This is a genomic window from Sinorhizobium sp., assembly GCF_059070375.1.
On record NZ_JCACWC010000001.1, the window covers coordinates 272,129 to 285,789 of the forward strand.

Below are 13,661 nucleotides of genomic sequence, written 5' to 3' on the forward strand. Positions count from 1 at the left end.
CCTGTTTACCTCCAGCGTTTTTCGTAGGCGCCGGACGTCGTCCGCTGCCCCTCGCTCAACAGCTTGAGGCGGGCCAGAAGCGTACGGCGCTCTTCCGGGCGAGCGCCGAGTGCCTTGCGTAAGGTTGCGACGACTTCGGCGACATAGGCCTTGCCCCGCTGCCGCCCTTCGATCTTGAGTGCACTGACACCCGCCTCCCGCAGGGCGTCGATGTGATCCATTACGTCGAGCGAGACCGGATCCTCGAAGGCGTAGCCGCGGGCATTCGCAATGTCGAACCTCCCCTTGCAGAGCGTCGGATAGCCGGCCGCCTCGTCACGGGGAAAGCGGTTGATGGTGTAGGCGCCAAGCTCGGAGACGAGATCACCCCGGTCCTGCCGATAGCGCACGTGGCTCGCGGGGGAGCACACGCCGTTCATGTTGGGCGACTTGCCGGTGGCGTAGGATGACAGCGAGCAGCGACCTTCCGCCATAACGCAGAGCCCGCCGAAGACGAAGACCTCGATCTCGCAGCGGATCTGGCGGGCGAGCCGGGCGATGTCGGAGATCGTCAGCGTGCGCGGCAGCACGACCCGCTTTGCGCCGAAGGCCCCCACCAGGAAATTCACCGCATCCGGATTGGACGCGGATGCCTGCACCGACACGTGCAGCCGCTGCTCGGGATAGGTCTCCGCGACATGGGCCATTAGGCCGAAGTCCGCAAGGATGAGCGCGTCTGCGCCAAGCCGGACCGCGTCCGCCGCTGCCTGGTACCACAAGCCTTCATGTCCGGCGCGCATGAAGGTATTGAGCGCGACGAAGGTCTGAGCGCCTCTCCGATGGGCATAAGCGATGGCTTCGCCAAGTTCCTCGCGCGAGAAGTTGAGGCCGGGGAAATTCCGCGCATTGGTCTCGTCGCGGAAGCCGCAATAGACCGCTTCCGCACCGGCATCGACGGCCTCGCGGAAAGCGGCAGGCGTCCCCGCCGGGCAGATCAGTTCCATGCGGCATTCTCCCCGGCAAGTGCGCGGCGGCGGATTGCTGCCGCGGTGCGGCTGACGAGCGGTCCGAGCGGCCCGGCGGAAGCGCCAAGGTCGCGCGGCAGGTCGATCTCGCAGCCGTCGAGTGCGTTGCGGAGGGCCAGCATCGCCTCCATGTCTCCGCCGACTGTGAGCGCCCGCGAGAAGAACAGGGCGTCTGCGTCGCAGCGGCCTTCGAGAAGCGCCAGTAGCAGGAATAGGGGGCCCTCCACGAGAGCATCTGCAGCGCAATCGGTTGGCTTGCGCGTTACCGACACCGCCGCGCGTGACGGCTCCACCACAAAGACGAGCGGCACGTCGAGCGGACAAAAGGCATAGCGCTTCCCCCTGTGCTCCCCGAGGCGGTCGAAGAGCGCGGGATGCCTGTCGAGCAGGCTTTTGAACATCAACTTCACCACCCCGTCGATCAAGGCGATCGGCACGACGGCAAGAGGTGCGGCCAGCGGGCGTGGGCATTCCATATCTCTCGCCTTTGCAAATGAGCGACTCGGCTACTTCTGCGAAGAACCTAGCGGCAACCTCCGTGGGCAATTTGCGCTGGAGCAAAGACAGAAGGGTTTTCGCGGGCGAGACACCTCGCATGTATCGCAGCGATCAAGTCATCCGCCGCTTTTGCGACCTCCAGGACTTTGCCGCCATGCTCGAGCGGCGTGGCCGCTTGCGCCGTATATCGCGGCCCGTTTCGCTCGTGCATGAGGTCACGGAAATCCACCGGCGAGTGCTCCTCGCGGACGGGCCAGCCCTGCTGTTCGAGAAGCCGGTCGACGCTTCCGGCCGCATTTGCGACATTCCGCTGCTCGCCAATCTGTTCGGTACGATCGAGCGGATAGAGTGGGGTTTCGGGCTGCCCGCAGGGGGTCTTCCGGGCCTTGCGGAAATGCTGGCGGAACTGCGGGAACCGAGATCGCCGCGGTCGCTGTCGGACGCCTGGGGAAAGCTGCCCCTGCTGAAGGCCGCGCTTGCGATGCGGCCGCGAACCGTCGCGCGACCGCCGGCGCAGGAAACGGTGTGGCGCGGCGCGGAGGCCGACCTTTCGCGGCTGCCGATCCAATGGTGCTGGCCGGGAGAGCCGGCGCCGCTCGTCACCTGGCCACTGGTGATCACCCGTGCGCCGGACGATCCGAGCGACATCAATGTCGGCATCTATCGCATGCAGGTGCTCGGACCGAACCGGCTCATCCTGCGCTGGCTCGCGCATCGCGGCGGCGCTCGACACCATCGCATGTGGCAACAGCGCGGCGAAGCCATGCCGGTGGCGGTCGCCATCGGCGCCGACCCGGCAACGATCCTCGCCGCGGTGATGCCGCTGCCGGAAGGCATGAGCGAGCTTGCCTTCGCCGGGCTGCTGAAGGCGGAGCGGCCAGCGGTCGCGGCGGCGGTCACGGTACCGCTGTCTGTTCCGGCCAATGCCGAGATCGTCCTCGAGGGGGTCGTCGCGGCAGACGACACCGCCGAGGAGGGTCCCTATGGCGATCACACGGGATACTACAACTCCGTCGAACGGTTTCCGGTAATGTCGTTGTCGGCGATCACAATGCGCCGCAGGCCATTCTATCTCTCGACCTTTACCGGCCGCCCGCCCGACGAGCCGTCGAAGCTCGGCGAGGCTATGATGGAGCTCTTCCTACCGCTGGTGAAGCGGCAGTTCCCGGAGATCGTCGATCTTTACCTGCCTCCGGAGGCCTGCTCGTATCGTGCGATGGTCGTCTCCATCGACAAGCGCTACCCCGGTCAGGCGAAGCGTATCATGATGGGGCTCTGGTCGATGCTGCCGCAGTTCAACTATACGAAGCTCATCGTCGCGGTCGACCCCGATATCCACGTCAGGAACTGGAGCGACGTCATCTGGGCGCTGTCGACCCGGTTCGACGCCAGCCGCGACGTGACCATCCTCCACGACACGCCGATCGACTACCTCGATTTCGCGTCTCCGAAGCCGGGGCTCGGTGGCAAGCTCGGGCTCGACGCGACGCGCAAGCTCGAGCCGGAGACAGCCCGCGAATGGGGACGCGTGCTTGAGATGCCGGCGGAAGTTGTCGGGAAGGTCGATCAAGTTTGGACTGAACTGGGCCTGGGAGCAACGCCATGAGTAAGAAACATGTCGTGGTCGGCGTCTCGGGGGCATCGGGTGCCGCGCTGGCGCTCCGGGTCGTCCAGCGCCTTGCGGAAATCCCTTCCGTCGAGACGCATCTGATCGTCTCGGATCCCGCAAGGCGCACGCTGCTCCACGAGGTCGGCCCGCACGCGCTGCATCAATTGCTGACGATCGCTGATCGTAGCTATCAAATACGGGACATCGGAGCGGCAACGGCTAGCGGCTCGTTTAGGACTGCCGGTATGATTGTCGTTCCCTGTTCGATGCGGACTCTGGCGGCGATCGCTGCCGGTCTTGCGGACAATCTCATCGTGCGAGCGGCGGACGTGCACCTCAAGGAGCGGCGAAGGCTCGTGCTGATGACCCGCGAGACGCCGCTGCATCTCGGTCACCTGCGCAACATGACGGCAGTTACCGAAATGGGAGCGGTCGTGATGCCGCCGGTGCCGGCCTTCTATCAACGGCCGCAAAGCGTCGAAGAGATCATCGACCATCTTGCAGCGCGCGCGATCGATCTGGTCGGCCTGCCGGGGGAGCCACTTGCAACCGAATGGGATCCGCAGTCCCACCGTCAGCACACTGCGGCGAGATAGGTTCCGGGTGGACAAGCGCTGCATTACCGCTGGTGGCGAGCTGCATGAAGCCAAGCAAGACGGTTGAAGCCGCTACGTCCGAAGTTCGGGTCGGGAGGCCAGTGAGATGGACTGAGGCATGGCTAACTATTGTGCCGTCGCGAGGAGGAGAGGGTCGGCATAGAACAGGGCGGCATGGCCTCCGGCAAGCAGCCATAGGGTCAATACTGCCGTTGCCGCGGTGGCGATGGCGATTGGCGTGTCGCCGGACAAAAGGGTGCGCCCGGAGAAGAGGGCGACGAACGGCAGAATGGAGGTCTTCGCAGACTGGTGCTGCCATTGATCTCCAAGTCGGCGCCGGGCGCGCTTTTCGATCATAGGTATGGTGCCGAGAGCAAAAAGCGCAAAGCCGCCGAAGAGGATCAGCGAGCGCACGTCGCCGTTGGCGACGAGATGGCCGATCGCCCAGATGGCGAACCCCCAGAGAACCGGATGGCGAGTAACCGAGACGATTGAGCCCGCTCTCTGTCCTTGGCGGATCGAGACCGATAGCGGATTGCTACTGAAGAGACCGGCAAGCACGAGAAACACGCCGACTGGAGCGGCAATCAAGGTCACCCAAGCCTGCCAAGCCGCAGGCTGCCAGAGCGGGATATAGTCGACATCAAGCGCCGCGTAGAGCACCCAAGCGAGTGCGAGTATGGAAGCGAGCGAATAGATCGAGAAATAGGCCGCCCTGCCGAGCAGGATTAACAGCCGCTCGCGGATGGCGGGGATCGCCGGAACTGAGTGAAGGATGAGAAAGACAAACAGTGCCAGAAGGAACTCGGCCATAGTCGTCTTCCTCAGTGCGCTGTATTCGACCGCTTTATCGCGGCGATGATTGCCTGTTCCGCTGCAACATGGTGGCGGAGCCCCTCGAGGAAAGCGTGTAGCATCAAAGCGACTGTCTCCCAAGAAACTGCGCATCGATCTGATGCTGCCGATCGGAGCGTGTCTGCGACGTGGCTACCGTCTAAGGCGACTGCTCGACCCGCACGGGTCGTACGTACATCAAGCGGCAAAGGCTGCGGCTCATTGGACGTTTGTCCAAGGCTCAATGACCGGATCTTTGCCGCGGTCGCTATGCAGAGGTCCCGGTCCATGGGGCCCCCAAGCGAATCGATGATGGACTCGACCGCATCGCAAAGCGCGAGCAACTCGCCATACTTCGCCTCAAGTCGATGGAGCGGAGATGAGATAACCACGTTGTTTGTCCCGCATTCAGCGTTCAATGAACAGCACGGCGGCGCAGGCGAGCGACGCCAGCACGGCGGCGGCCGTTCCAGTCCGTTGCAGGACACCCATGCGATAGAGCACGAGCGCGAAGATGATGATGATCGGGGTGGCTACCGAGAGGCCGATCTGCGCATCAGACATGGTGATCTCCTTTTCGTCGGAACATAGCGGGTCGGCCGGACCGGTCTTTGATCGAGAGCAAAGAACCGGGCGCTCCTTTCTCCTATTCCGCTTCGGCAACCGATGCGGAGATGCGGCATGGAAAACGTGATGACGGCCGGCGCGGCCGACGAAGAGGAAGCCGATACGTTCATCCTCTGGGTCCTGATCTGGAGCGAGCTCGCCGCCTTCGGGATCCTTATCGCCGCCTTCCTGGTCGCCTCGCTGATTGCTGCCGACGATTTCGCCGTCGCACGGCTGCACCTCAAACCGGCTATAGCCGCCTTCAACACGCTCGTCCTGCTGACGAGCGGCTGGCAGGCGGCGGTTGCGGCAGGAAAGGGCGCGTCAGTCGCCAGGCGGCGCCGGGCACTTGTGCTGGCGGCGCTTCTCGGCTTCGCCTTCGTTGCCATCAAGATCTACGAGTACGGCACGGAGATCCGTTTTGCTGGCGAGGTCGCGTCTCACTCATTCTTTGAACTCTATTTCCTCCTGACCGGCTTTCATCTCGTCCATGTCGGCTTCGTCGCCATCGTGCTGCTCGTCGTCGCCTGGAAGCCGCGCCGCGCCAATGTCGACCTCGTTACCACCCTCTGGCATGTGATCGATCTCGTCTGGATCGTCATGTTCCCCATTCTCTATCTGGTTTGAGCACCATGACCGACCACGACCCCCGACAGTTGCAGAAGACCTGGATGGTCCTTGTCCTGATGGTTCTCGCCGGCATGCTGCTCTCCCTCAAGGCCCGGGATCCCGCAGCTCCGCTGGTGGTCACGCTCGCCTTGCTGACGCTCGCGTTGTTGAAAGCCCGTCTCGTCGTGCTGGACTTTCTAGGCTTGCGTTCGGGACCGCGGGTCTTGCAGGTCGGCCTTATCGCCTGGCCGTTCTTCTTTGCGCTCGCGGCTGCGGCAAAAGCGCTCATCGCGACCGTCTCGCCCGTCGGTTGAAGGGCTCTTCGTCACTTGTTTGCCGAAACGCAAAGAACGCCGGCGCGCAGACCTTAGAAGAGATCGCGTTTACCGGTGGGCGGAGGGATCCGCGGCCGACCGGCGGGAATTGCTCAGGCCGGCCCGCGCAATGCGGCCTGCGGGAATTGAAAGGACCACGGGATGGCAGAACGCCTTACCAAGACAGGGGCACGCAACGTCTTCTACGGCGGCTCCATCTTCTTCTTCGCGATCTTTGTCGGCCTGACGGCCCACAGCCACTACTACATGAGAACCGTATCCACCGACGAGTCGACGCTGACCGACTCCGTGGCGCGCGGCAAGCACGTCTGGGAGAAGAACTCCTGCATCAACTGCCACACTCTCCTCGGCGAAGGCGCCTATTTCGCGCCGGAGCTCGGCAATGTCTGGAAGCGGTGGGGCGGCGAGTCCGACCCGGAAGGCGCGCGCGAGACGCTCAAATCCTGGATGGCGGCGCAGCCCTCCGGCGCCGAGGGGCGGCGGCAGATGCCGCAGTTCGATCTCACCGAGCAGGAACTGAACGACCTTGCCGATTTCCTCGAATGGACGAGCCGCATCAAGACGCAGAAGTGGCCCCCGAACGAGGCCGGCTGAGACGACGGGACAAGGAGAAAAGACATGAAATATCAAACCCAAAAGGTCGCGATGCTGTATTTCTACGGTGCGCTCGGCCTGTTTCTCGCCCAGATCCTCTTCGGTGTGCTCGCCGGCACCATCTATGTGCTTCCCAACACGCTCTCCGAACTGCTGCCGTTCAACATCGTCCGCATGGTGCACACCAACGCGCTGATCGTCTGGCTGCTGATGGGTTTCATGGGCGCCACCTATTACCTGCTCCCGGAAGAGGCGGAGACGGAGCTCTATAGTCCCAAGATCGCGGTCGCACAGTTCTGGATCTTCCTGGTGGCCGCGGCCGTTGCGGTCGTCGGGTATCTCCTCCATATCCACGAAGGCCGCGAATTTCTTGAGCAGCCCTTCGCGATCAAGGTCGGCATCGTCGTCGTGGCCCTGATGTTTCTCTTCAACATCACCCTGACCGTACTGAAGGGTCGCAAGACCACGGTTACGAACATCCTGATCTTCGGCCTCTGGGGCGTGGCGATCTTCTTCCTCTTCGCCTTCTACAATCCGGTCAATCTCGCGCTCGACAAGATGTACTGGTGGTACGTCGTCCATCTGTGGGTCGAAGGCGTCTGGGAACTGATCATGGCCTCGGTTCTGGCCTTCCTGATGATCAAGCTCAACGGCATCGACCGCGAGGTCGTCGAAAAGTGGCTCTATGTCATCGTCGGCCTGGCGCTCTTCTCCGGCATCCTCGGTACCGGCCACCATTATTACTGGATCGGCGCACCGGGCTACTGGCAGTGGATCGGCTCGCTCTTCTCCACGCTCGAGGTCGCCCCTTTCTTCACCATGGTGGCCTTCACCTTCGTCATGACCTGGAAGGCCGGCCGCAAGCATCCGAACAAGGCCGCGCTCCTGTGGTCGATCGGCTGCTCGGTGATGGCCTTCTTCGGAGCCGGCGTCTGGGGCTTCCTGCACACGCTTTCGTCGGTCAACTATTACACCCATGGTACCCAGGTCACCGCTGCGCACGGGCATCTCGCCTTCTTCGGCGCCTATGTGATGCTCAACCTCGCCGTGATGGCCTATGCCATCCCGGAGATCAAGGGACGGGCGCCCTATAACCAGTGGCTGTCGATCGCCAGCTTCTGGGCCATGTGCAGCGCCATGTCCGTCATGACCTTCGCGCTCACCTTCGCCGGCGTCGTCCAGGTCCACCTGCAGCGGGTCCTCGGCGAGAGCTTCATGGCCGTGCAGGAGCAACTGGCCCTCTTCTACTGGATCCGCCTCGGATCCGGCGTGGTCGTACTCATCTCGGCGTTGATGTTCTTCTGGGCAGTCCTTGTGCCCGGCAGGAGCGCCAGCGCGGCCCTCAACCAAGCCGTCCAACCCGCCGAATGAAGGGAAATGGCCGGCCCACTTGGCCGGCCGCCTCGTTTGAAGTTAGAACTCGGAGATTGTTCATGAACATCGCCCTCAAGACTCCGCCCATTCCTGACTCGGCTATCCCGGCCTATTCCCCGTCAGGCCGGGAATGCGAGCTCTTTGAAAGCGCCTGGACGCGCCAGCTTCCGCTCCTGCTGAAGGGCCCGACCGGTTGCGGAAAGACGCGCTTCGTAGCCCATATGGCGTCGAAGCTCGGGCTGCCGCTTTCGACCGTGTCGTGTCACGACGATCTCGCCGCCGCAGACCTGACTGGCCGCTATCTCCTCAAAGGAGGCGACACCGTCTGGGTCGACGGCCCCCTGACCAGGGCCGTGCGCGAGGGCGGCATCTGCTACCTCGATGAGATCGTCGAGGCCCGCAAGGATGTCGCGGTGGTGCTGCATCCGCTCACCGACGACCGGCGCATCCTGCCCCTCGAACGCACCGGCGAGCTCCTGGAGGCGCCCCCCGGCTTCATGCTGGTGGTCTCCTACAATCCCGGCTACCAGAACCTGCTCAAGGCCCTCAAGCCGAGCACGCGGCAGCGCTTCGTTGCCATCGAGTTCGACTTCCTGCCGAGGGCGAGCGAGATTGCCGTCGTTTCCGAAGAGAGCGGGCTCGACGAGAGCCGGGTCGCGCAGCTTGTCGATCTCGCGCATCGGCTACGGGGTCTCAAGGGGCATGATCTCGAGGAGGGTGTCTCGACGCGCCTGCTCGTCTATTGCGCCAGCCTTGTCGAAAACGGAGTGTCGGTGCGCGACGCCGTTTTGGCGACGATGATCGAACCGCTCACCGACGAGCCGGACGTCAAGGCCGCGCTCATAGAGATCGCGGACGCGGTCGTCCGCCAGGGATAAGAAAATGCTGGACTTCCTCGAACTCGAAGAAACGGTCGGCCGCGCCTGGCACCGCTTGATCGGCAATACGCGGACCTGGCCGCGCTTCCCGGACGAGGTGGTCCGGCTCGATGAGGTCCAGGCCGTGCTCGCCGTGTACTTCCGCGGTCTTGGCGGCGAGCGGGCGGTGCAGATCGCACCCGCCCGCGGCCGTACCTCCGCGCACCGGCTGCGCTTGCGCCAGCGCATGGGCCTTGGCGAGGAGAAGCTCGTCCAGCCGGCGCGCGACCATGCGACGCTGATGCTGCCGGCAGAGGTCGATCTCTTTCCCCTGCGGCGTCTCAACCGCGACCTGTATTTCTGGCTGGCGGCGATGATGGCCGTCATGCCGCTCAAGCCCGTCGGCGCCGCCGACCCGCTATCGCGCGATCTGGCACTCCTTTCGCGTGCCGGTGAAACGGTAAGGTCGGTGCTCGCCACCTATCCCGCAATGCGCCAACGCTATCGTCGTCTCTGCAGGGCGGTGCTCAAGGTCCGACAGCGGCGCTCGCTTCCTTCGGTCGAGCAGCATGTCGAAAACCGGATACTCTACATGCTGAGAGACGGCGCCGGCCTGAATGACGACGTGCCGCCGGTCATCTTTCCCCGGAATGCCCCACCCGGCTACCTGCCAATGCTTCCAGTGCCGCTCTGGCCCGACGCGCTCCTGCGTGAAGAGACGGAGCGGCGACACGGCGAAGACGAGCCCGCTCGCGGTGGCGACAGAGCAGGAGGGCCGGAGACGACGCGCCATGTGGCGACACGCGAGGCACAGCGCCAGTCCGAGCGGAGCCCGTTCATCCTCAACCGCTTCGAAAAGATCCTCGCCATGGCCGAAATGGTCAATGTCGATCGTCCGGCGGACGACAGCGACGACCACGACGCCAGCGCCGCCGACGAGCTCGACGACATGACACTCGGCGAACGCAACGGGCGCCCGGCCGCTCGCTTTCGCTTCGACCTCGACCTTCCCCCGGAAGCGCTGGACCGCACGCCGCTCATGGCGGAAGTCACCTATCCCGAATGGGACTATCGCAGCGGCGGCTACCTTAAGGATCATTGCCGGGTGCTTGCGGCGCCCGCCTCAGCGGAAGGCCTGCCGGGAGAAGCGGATCCGACGACGAAGAGCCTGATCCGGCGTGTGCGTCGTCAGTTCGAGGTGTTGCGGCCGCGACACGAGATGTTGAGGGCGCAGATCGACGGCGCCGATCTCGATCTCGACGCGGTTGTCCGGACTCGCACAGACATAAGGGCCGGAGGGCAGGGCAGCGACCGCATCCACATGATGAGCCGCCCCCAGGAGCATGACCTTGCGGTGACGATCCTCGTAGACGTGTCGCTCTCGACCGACGCCTGGTTCGACGATCTTCGCGTCCTCGATGTCGAGAAGCAGGCGCTTCAGGTGCTGGCGCATGGGCTTTCGGCCTGTGGCGACGCCCATGAAATCCTCACCTTCACGTCCCGACGGCGGGATTGGGTGCGGATGGAGACCGTGAAGGCCTTCGACGAGGTGATGAGCGCGACGATCGAGGCGCGCATCGCGGCGCTGAAACCCGGCTACTACACCCGCATGGGCGCGGCCATCCGCCACGCTGCAGCGGGGCTTATCGAACGGCCGAATCGCCGCAAGCTCCTCATCGTCCTGACCGACGGCAAGCCCAACGATGTCGACCACTACGAGGGACGTTTCGCGCTAGAGGACAGCCGCCGCGCAGTCGGCGAAGCGCGCCGCTCGGGCATCAGCGTCTTCGGGGTGACAGTGGATCGCGAGGCGAGATCCTATCTGCCGGTCATATTCGGTCAGAACGGCTACGCAGTCGTCAGTAACATCAGCAGGCTGCCTGCAGCCCTGCCGGCGATCTATCGCGGCCTTGTAAGATAGGCGGGGGCAGGCCGCGAGACGGAAGGCCCGGCATGCGCGTACATGCCGGGCCTCTCTGTTCTCAGCTTGAGGCGGCCTTCACGCCGCCTTGCTATGGGTCCGTCCCGGTTGATCGATATAGGCGTCGAAGGCTGCAGCGGCGGCACGGATAAGGAAGCGTCCCCCTTCGCGCAGCCGTATGACGCCGTCGGCGATATCAAGGATGCCGTCACTTTGCAGCATTGCGAGCCTGGTATTGCCGCGGAGCAGCATCTCCGGATCGAAGCCGTGCGCGGTGGCGAGAGCGGGAACATCGACGCCGAAGTCGCACATCAGCCGCTCGATGATGCTTGCCCGCAACCTATCCTCCCGCGTCATCCGGTAGCCTTTCACCGTTGCAAGCCGACCCGAGGCAATGTGTTGCGCGTACAGGCCCGGCGGCACCTCGTTCTGCACATAGCCGTCGTCCATCCGCCCGATCGCCGACGCACCGAGGCCGATGAGAGTCTCGCAGGCATCGGTCGTGTAACCCTGGAAATTTCGGTGCAATCGACCGCTTGCCTGCGCGATCGCCAGGCTGTCGTCCGCGAGGGCGAAATGATCGAGCCCGATGCGGCGGTAGCCGGCGGCGGCAAGTGTCGCCGCTATGGCCTCGGCCTGGGCGACGCGGCCCTCCGCATCAGCAAGCGCCTGCTCGTCGATCAGCTTCTGGTGCTTCTTGAACGTGGGGATGTGGGCGTATCCGAAGACTGCGAAGCGCTCGGGTCCCATCCGGATCGCCGCCTCGGCGGTCGCGATGCAGGATTCGACAGTCTGGTGCGGCAGGCCGTAGATGAGATCGAAATTGATGCTGTTGACGCCGGACTGACGCAGGTGCGAAACGGCGTCCATCGTCTGCTCCTCGCTCTGGATCCGGTTGATCGCCTTCTGTACCACCGGATCGAAGCTCTGCACCCCGAGGCTCGCCCTACGGACACCGGCTTCGCCGAGGGCCGTAGCCATTTCGTGCTCGAGCGTTCGCGGGTCGATTTCCACGGCGATTTCCGCGGTGCTCCCGAACTCGAAATGCTCGCGCAGCAGTGTTATCAGTGCACGGAATTCCTCCGGCTGCACGATAGTCGGCGTGCCCCCGCCGAAATGCACGTGGTCGATGCTGAGCGGCGAACACGTGATTGCCGAGACTAGACGAACCTCCTCTCGAAGCATGTCGAGGTAGTCGAGGATCGGCTGGTCGCGCTGTGTGATCGTCGTGTGGCAGCCGCAGTACCAGCACATCGATCGACAGAAGGGGATGTGCAGGTAGAGCGACGCCGGCTTCCCCGGAGCGATGGCTGCGAGCCAGTCGGCATAGGTGCTGGCGCCGACGGCGGGCGAAAAACGGGGTGCCGTCGGATAGCTCGTGTAACGGGGCAGGCGTGCCTCGCCATATTTTGCGACAAGAGCCGGTTGCATGGAGAGTCCTTCTGGTGAGGGTGGAACCTTGATCGGGTGCCATTCTAGCGGCGGACCGGGGCGGCCTCTTTGAGCAATGTCAAAGGATGTCGACTGCATCTATGGAAGCCGCAATCAGCGCGGGAGCGAGTGTCGTGATCACCCAGGCGACGACCATTTGTCCGGCAATCCCCGTCGGTCGTTTGATGATCTTCTCAGGCAGGGGAGACTTCGGCCATCCGGATTTACATGCGCAATCCTAACCTGCCATTCGCACCTTCGAGGACTGCGCCGCGTCTATTCGGCCGCGGTGCGGGCGGCATAGCAAACGCGGTCGCGAAGGGCGTCGCACGAAAGCAAGAAGGACCTTCTCGGGCAAAGTACTTGTGCCTGAGCGAGAGGAAACTCACAGCAGCCGCGATCTCATAGGGGCTTGTTATCTAGTACTCGGCGCGGGCGGACCGTTCTCTTTGAATGTCAAAGACATGGACGAGAGCTCGCGTGATCCAGCCAATCCATGGGGATTGGGCGCATTCAACTATGACTGCGAGCCCAGGCCGTGGGGTTAGCGGAGCCAACCGTGTCTGCCGGCCATCATATCCGGGGTCCAGGCCGGCTCGTAGGTCAGCCGAACCTCTGCATACTCAACACCCGGTAAATACCAGACGCAGTTGCGCACTGCCTCTTTCAGATATTCGCTTGCCGGACAGCCCTTCGTGGTCGTGGTCATCGTCACATGGACGACGCCGCCATCCTCGACGGATACATCATAGATAAGTCCGAGATCGACTATATTGCGGCCAAGCTCAGGGTCGATGATCATGCGCAGTGCATCGCGGATTGAATCGCAGATCGTCGCGTTTTCCGGTTCGATCATGGCTTCAGCCCTTATCACCGACGCGGACAAAGATGCGGAAGGTGGTTCGTGTTTCGTCGAAATTACCCGCCCACTGGTGCCCCCGCTTGGAGAGCTCCGGGAAGAGGAAGATCGGTTCGCGGGAAAGTAGCGCGAACAGCACCTCGCCCGGCCGCAGCTGCTCTGCAGCCGCGAGGATGCGGACCATGGGTTCCGGGGGGTCGAGCTCGGTCAGGTCGAGGTTTTCGACGGGATCGGGCCAGGAGTCCGGATCGTCGGCATCTGCAGAGACCTCGACGGGGGCTCCCGCTGCCTTTGGCGTGAACAAGACTTCCCAGTCGCCGCCTTGTATCTCCTGTGCCTCGTGGCTAAAGCCGCGGCCCTCCATCACTTTGAACAGCGGCTGCGGACGAAAGGGAGCAAGCAGCCGTAACGCTTGGCCCGTTCTCAACTCGTTCACCGCCTCCATGATCGCTTGGAACGGCTCGCCGCCGCTCCTCAATATGGGTCGGACGTCGAATTCTCTTGGTGCTGGGTTCTGGGTCTCGATAGTCATCG

Annotated in this window: 15 protein-coding genes; 8 read left to right on the forward strand and 7 right to left on the reverse strand. The window is 63.5% G+C overall.

What is annotated here, in order from left to right; translation table 11 throughout:
- Window positions 1-5: 5 nt before the first annotated feature.
- The gene (gene ubiU, locus AC5J09_RS01335; RefSeq protein WP_494296650.1) at window positions 6-983 is read right to left on the reverse strand and encodes a ubiquinone anaerobic biosynthesis protein UbiU; all 978 of its coding nucleotides are present in this window, start codon (window positions 981-983) and stop codon (window positions 6-8) included.
- The gene (gene ubiT, locus AC5J09_RS01340) at window positions 974-1,480 is read right to left on the reverse strand and encodes a ubiquinone anaerobic biosynthesis accessory factor UbiT (protein WP_494296651.1); all 507 of its coding nucleotides are present in this window, start codon (window positions 1,478-1,480) and stop codon (window positions 974-976) included. The genes ubiU and ubiT overlap by 10 nt, the downstream gene beginning before the upstream one ends.
- Window positions 1,481-1,599: 119 nt before the next feature.
- Here ubiT and AC5J09_RS01345 point away from each other — a divergent pair, with 119 nt between their 5' ends.
- Both AC5J09_RS01345 and AC5J09_RS01350 read left to right on the forward strand, forming a co-directional pair.
- Window positions 1,600-3,108: a UbiD family decarboxylase gene (locus AC5J09_RS01345; protein ID WP_494296652.1), complete on the forward strand. Its 1,509-nt coding sequence runs from the start codon at window positions 1,600-1,602 to the stop codon at window positions 3,106-3,108.
- Window positions 3,105-3,707 (forward strand): UbiX family flavin prenyltransferase, encoded by a 603-nt coding sequence (locus AC5J09_RS01350; RefSeq protein ID WP_494296653.1) that lies wholly within the window; start codon window positions 3,105-3,107, stop codon window positions 3,705-3,707. The genes AC5J09_RS01345 and AC5J09_RS01350 overlap by 4 nt, the downstream gene beginning before the upstream one ends.
- A 126-nt stretch (window positions 3,708-3,833) precedes the next feature.
- Here AC5J09_RS01350 and AC5J09_RS01355 read toward each other — a convergent pair whose 3' ends face one another.
- Both AC5J09_RS01355 and AC5J09_RS01360 read right to left on the reverse strand, forming a co-directional pair.
- Window positions 3,834-4,520 (reverse strand): NnrU family protein, encoded by a 687-nt coding sequence (locus AC5J09_RS01355; RefSeq protein ID WP_494296654.1) that lies wholly within the window; start codon window positions 4,518-4,520, stop codon window positions 3,834-3,836.
- Between the two features lie 429 nt (window positions 4,521-4,949).
- Window positions 4,950-5,105, reverse strand: coding sequence for a hypothetical protein (locus AC5J09_RS01360; RefSeq protein ID WP_011970971.1), 156 nt, complete (start codon window positions 5,103-5,105; stop codon window positions 4,950-4,952).
- Window positions 5,106-5,222: 117 nt separating this feature from the next.
- Here AC5J09_RS01360 and AC5J09_RS01365 point away from each other — a divergent pair, with 117 nt between their 5' ends.
- The 6 genes from AC5J09_RS01365 to AC5J09_RS01390 all read left to right on the forward strand — a co-directional run bounded on the left by AC5J09_RS01365 (window position 5,223) and on the right by AC5J09_RS01390 (window position 10,837).
- Window positions 5,223-5,774, forward strand: a complete 552-nt coding sequence (locus AC5J09_RS01365; protein ID WP_494296655.1) for a cytochrome c oxidase subunit 3 — start codon at window positions 5,223-5,225, stop codon at window positions 5,772-5,774.
- A gap of 5 nt (window positions 5,775-5,779) precedes the next feature.
- The gene (locus tag AC5J09_RS01370; protein WP_338280764.1) at window positions 5,780-6,070 is read left to right on the forward strand and encodes a cytochrome C oxidase subunit IV family protein; all 291 of its coding nucleotides are present in this window, start codon (window positions 5,780-5,782) and stop codon (window positions 6,068-6,070) included.
- Window positions 6,071-6,232: 162 nt separating this feature from the next.
- Entirely contained in the window at window positions 6,233-6,685 is a 453-nt protein-coding gene (locus AC5J09_RS01375; protein ID WP_102763141.1) for a c-type cytochrome, read from the forward strand.
- A gap of 24 nt (window positions 6,686-6,709) precedes the next feature.
- On the forward strand, window positions 6,710-8,056 hold the full coding sequence (locus AC5J09_RS01380) for a nitric-oxide reductase large subunit (protein WP_324765251.1): 1,347 nt from the start codon (window positions 6,710-6,712) through the stop codon (window positions 8,054-8,056).
- Between the two features lie 62 nt (window positions 8,057-8,118).
- Window positions 8,119-8,937, forward strand: a complete 819-nt coding sequence (locus AC5J09_RS01385) for a CbbQ/NirQ/NorQ/GpvN family protein (protein ID WP_338280767.1) — start codon at window positions 8,119-8,121, stop codon at window positions 8,935-8,937.
- Window positions 8,938-8,941: 4 nt separating this feature from the next.
- On the forward strand, window positions 8,942-10,837 hold the full coding sequence (locus tag AC5J09_RS01390) for a nitric oxide reductase activation protein NorD (protein ID WP_494296656.1): 1,896 nt from the start codon (window positions 8,942-8,944) through the stop codon (window positions 10,835-10,837).
- Between the two features lie 78 nt (window positions 10,838-10,915).
- Here the strand turns inward: AC5J09_RS01390 and hemN are convergent, their stop codons facing one another.
- The 3 genes from hemN to AC5J09_RS01405 all read right to left on the reverse strand — a co-directional run bounded on the left by hemN (window position 10,916) and on the right by AC5J09_RS01405 (window position 13,659).
- Window positions 10,916-12,268 carry an oxygen-independent coproporphyrinogen III oxidase gene (gene hemN / locus AC5J09_RS01395; protein WP_494296657.1) on the reverse strand — a complete coding sequence of 451 codons (1,353 nt, stop codon included), beginning with the start codon at window positions 12,266-12,268 and terminating at the stop codon, window positions 10,916-10,918.
- 544 nt (window positions 12,269-12,812) lie between these two features.
- Entirely contained in the window at window positions 12,813-13,124 is a 312-nt protein-coding gene (locus tag AC5J09_RS01400) for a metal-sulfur cluster assembly factor (RefSeq protein WP_338280773.1), read from the reverse strand.
- A gap of 4 nt (window positions 13,125-13,128) precedes the next feature.
- Window positions 13,129-13,659: a DUF2249 domain-containing protein gene (locus AC5J09_RS01405; protein WP_338280775.1), complete on the reverse strand. Its 531-nt coding sequence runs from the start codon at window positions 13,657-13,659 to the stop codon at window positions 13,129-13,131.
- Between the last annotated feature and the right edge of the window lie 2 nt (window positions 13,660-13,661).

Coding starts and splice junctions, on each gene's coding strand:
- ubiU (WP_494296650.1), bottom strand. CDS start 983: ATGGAACTGATCTGCCCGGCGGGGACGCCTGCCGCTTTCCGCGAGGCC.
- ubiT (WP_494296651.1), bottom strand. CDS start 1,480: ATGGAATGCCCACGCCCGCTGGCCGCACCTCTTGCCGTCGTGCCGATC.
- AC5J09_RS01345 (WP_494296652.1), top strand. CDS start 1,600: ATGTATCGCAGCGATCAAGTCATCCGCCGCTTTTGCGACCTCCAGGAC.
- AC5J09_RS01350 (WP_494296653.1), top strand. CDS start 3,105: ATGAGTAAGAAACATGTCGTGGTCGGCGTCTCGGGGGCATCGGGTGCC.
- AC5J09_RS01355 (WP_494296654.1), bottom strand. CDS start 4,520: ATGGCCGAGTTCCTTCTGGCACTGTTTGTCTTTCTCATCCTTCACTCA.
- AC5J09_RS01360 (WP_011970971.1), bottom strand. CDS start 5,105: ATGTCTGATGCGCAGATCGGCCTCTCGGTAGCCACCCCGATCATCATC.
- AC5J09_RS01365 (WP_494296655.1), top strand. CDS start 5,223: ATGGAAAACGTGATGACGGCCGGCGCGGCCGACGAAGAGGAAGCCGAT.
- AC5J09_RS01370 (WP_338280764.1), top strand. CDS start 5,780: ATGACCGACCACGACCCCCGACAGTTGCAGAAGACCTGGATGGTCCTT.
- AC5J09_RS01375 (WP_102763141.1), top strand. CDS start 6,233: ATGGCAGAACGCCTTACCAAGACAGGGGCACGCAACGTCTTCTACGGC.
- AC5J09_RS01380 (WP_324765251.1), top strand. CDS start 6,710: ATGAAATATCAAACCCAAAAGGTCGCGATGCTGTATTTCTACGGTGCG.
- AC5J09_RS01385 (WP_338280767.1), top strand. CDS start 8,119: ATGAACATCGCCCTCAAGACTCCGCCCATTCCTGACTCGGCTATCCCG.
- AC5J09_RS01390 (WP_494296656.1), top strand. CDS start 8,942: ATGCTGGACTTCCTCGAACTCGAAGAAACGGTCGGCCGCGCCTGGCAC.
- hemN (WP_494296657.1), bottom strand. CDS start 12,268: ATGCAACCGGCTCTTGTCGCAAAATATGGCGAGGCACGCCTGCCCCGT.
- AC5J09_RS01400 (WP_338280773.1), bottom strand. CDS start 13,124: ATGATCGAACCGGAAAACGCGACGATCTGCGATTCAATCCGCGATGCA.
- AC5J09_RS01405 (WP_338280775.1), bottom strand. CDS start 13,659: ATGACTATCGAGACCCAGAACCCAGCACCAAGAGAATTCGACGTCCGA.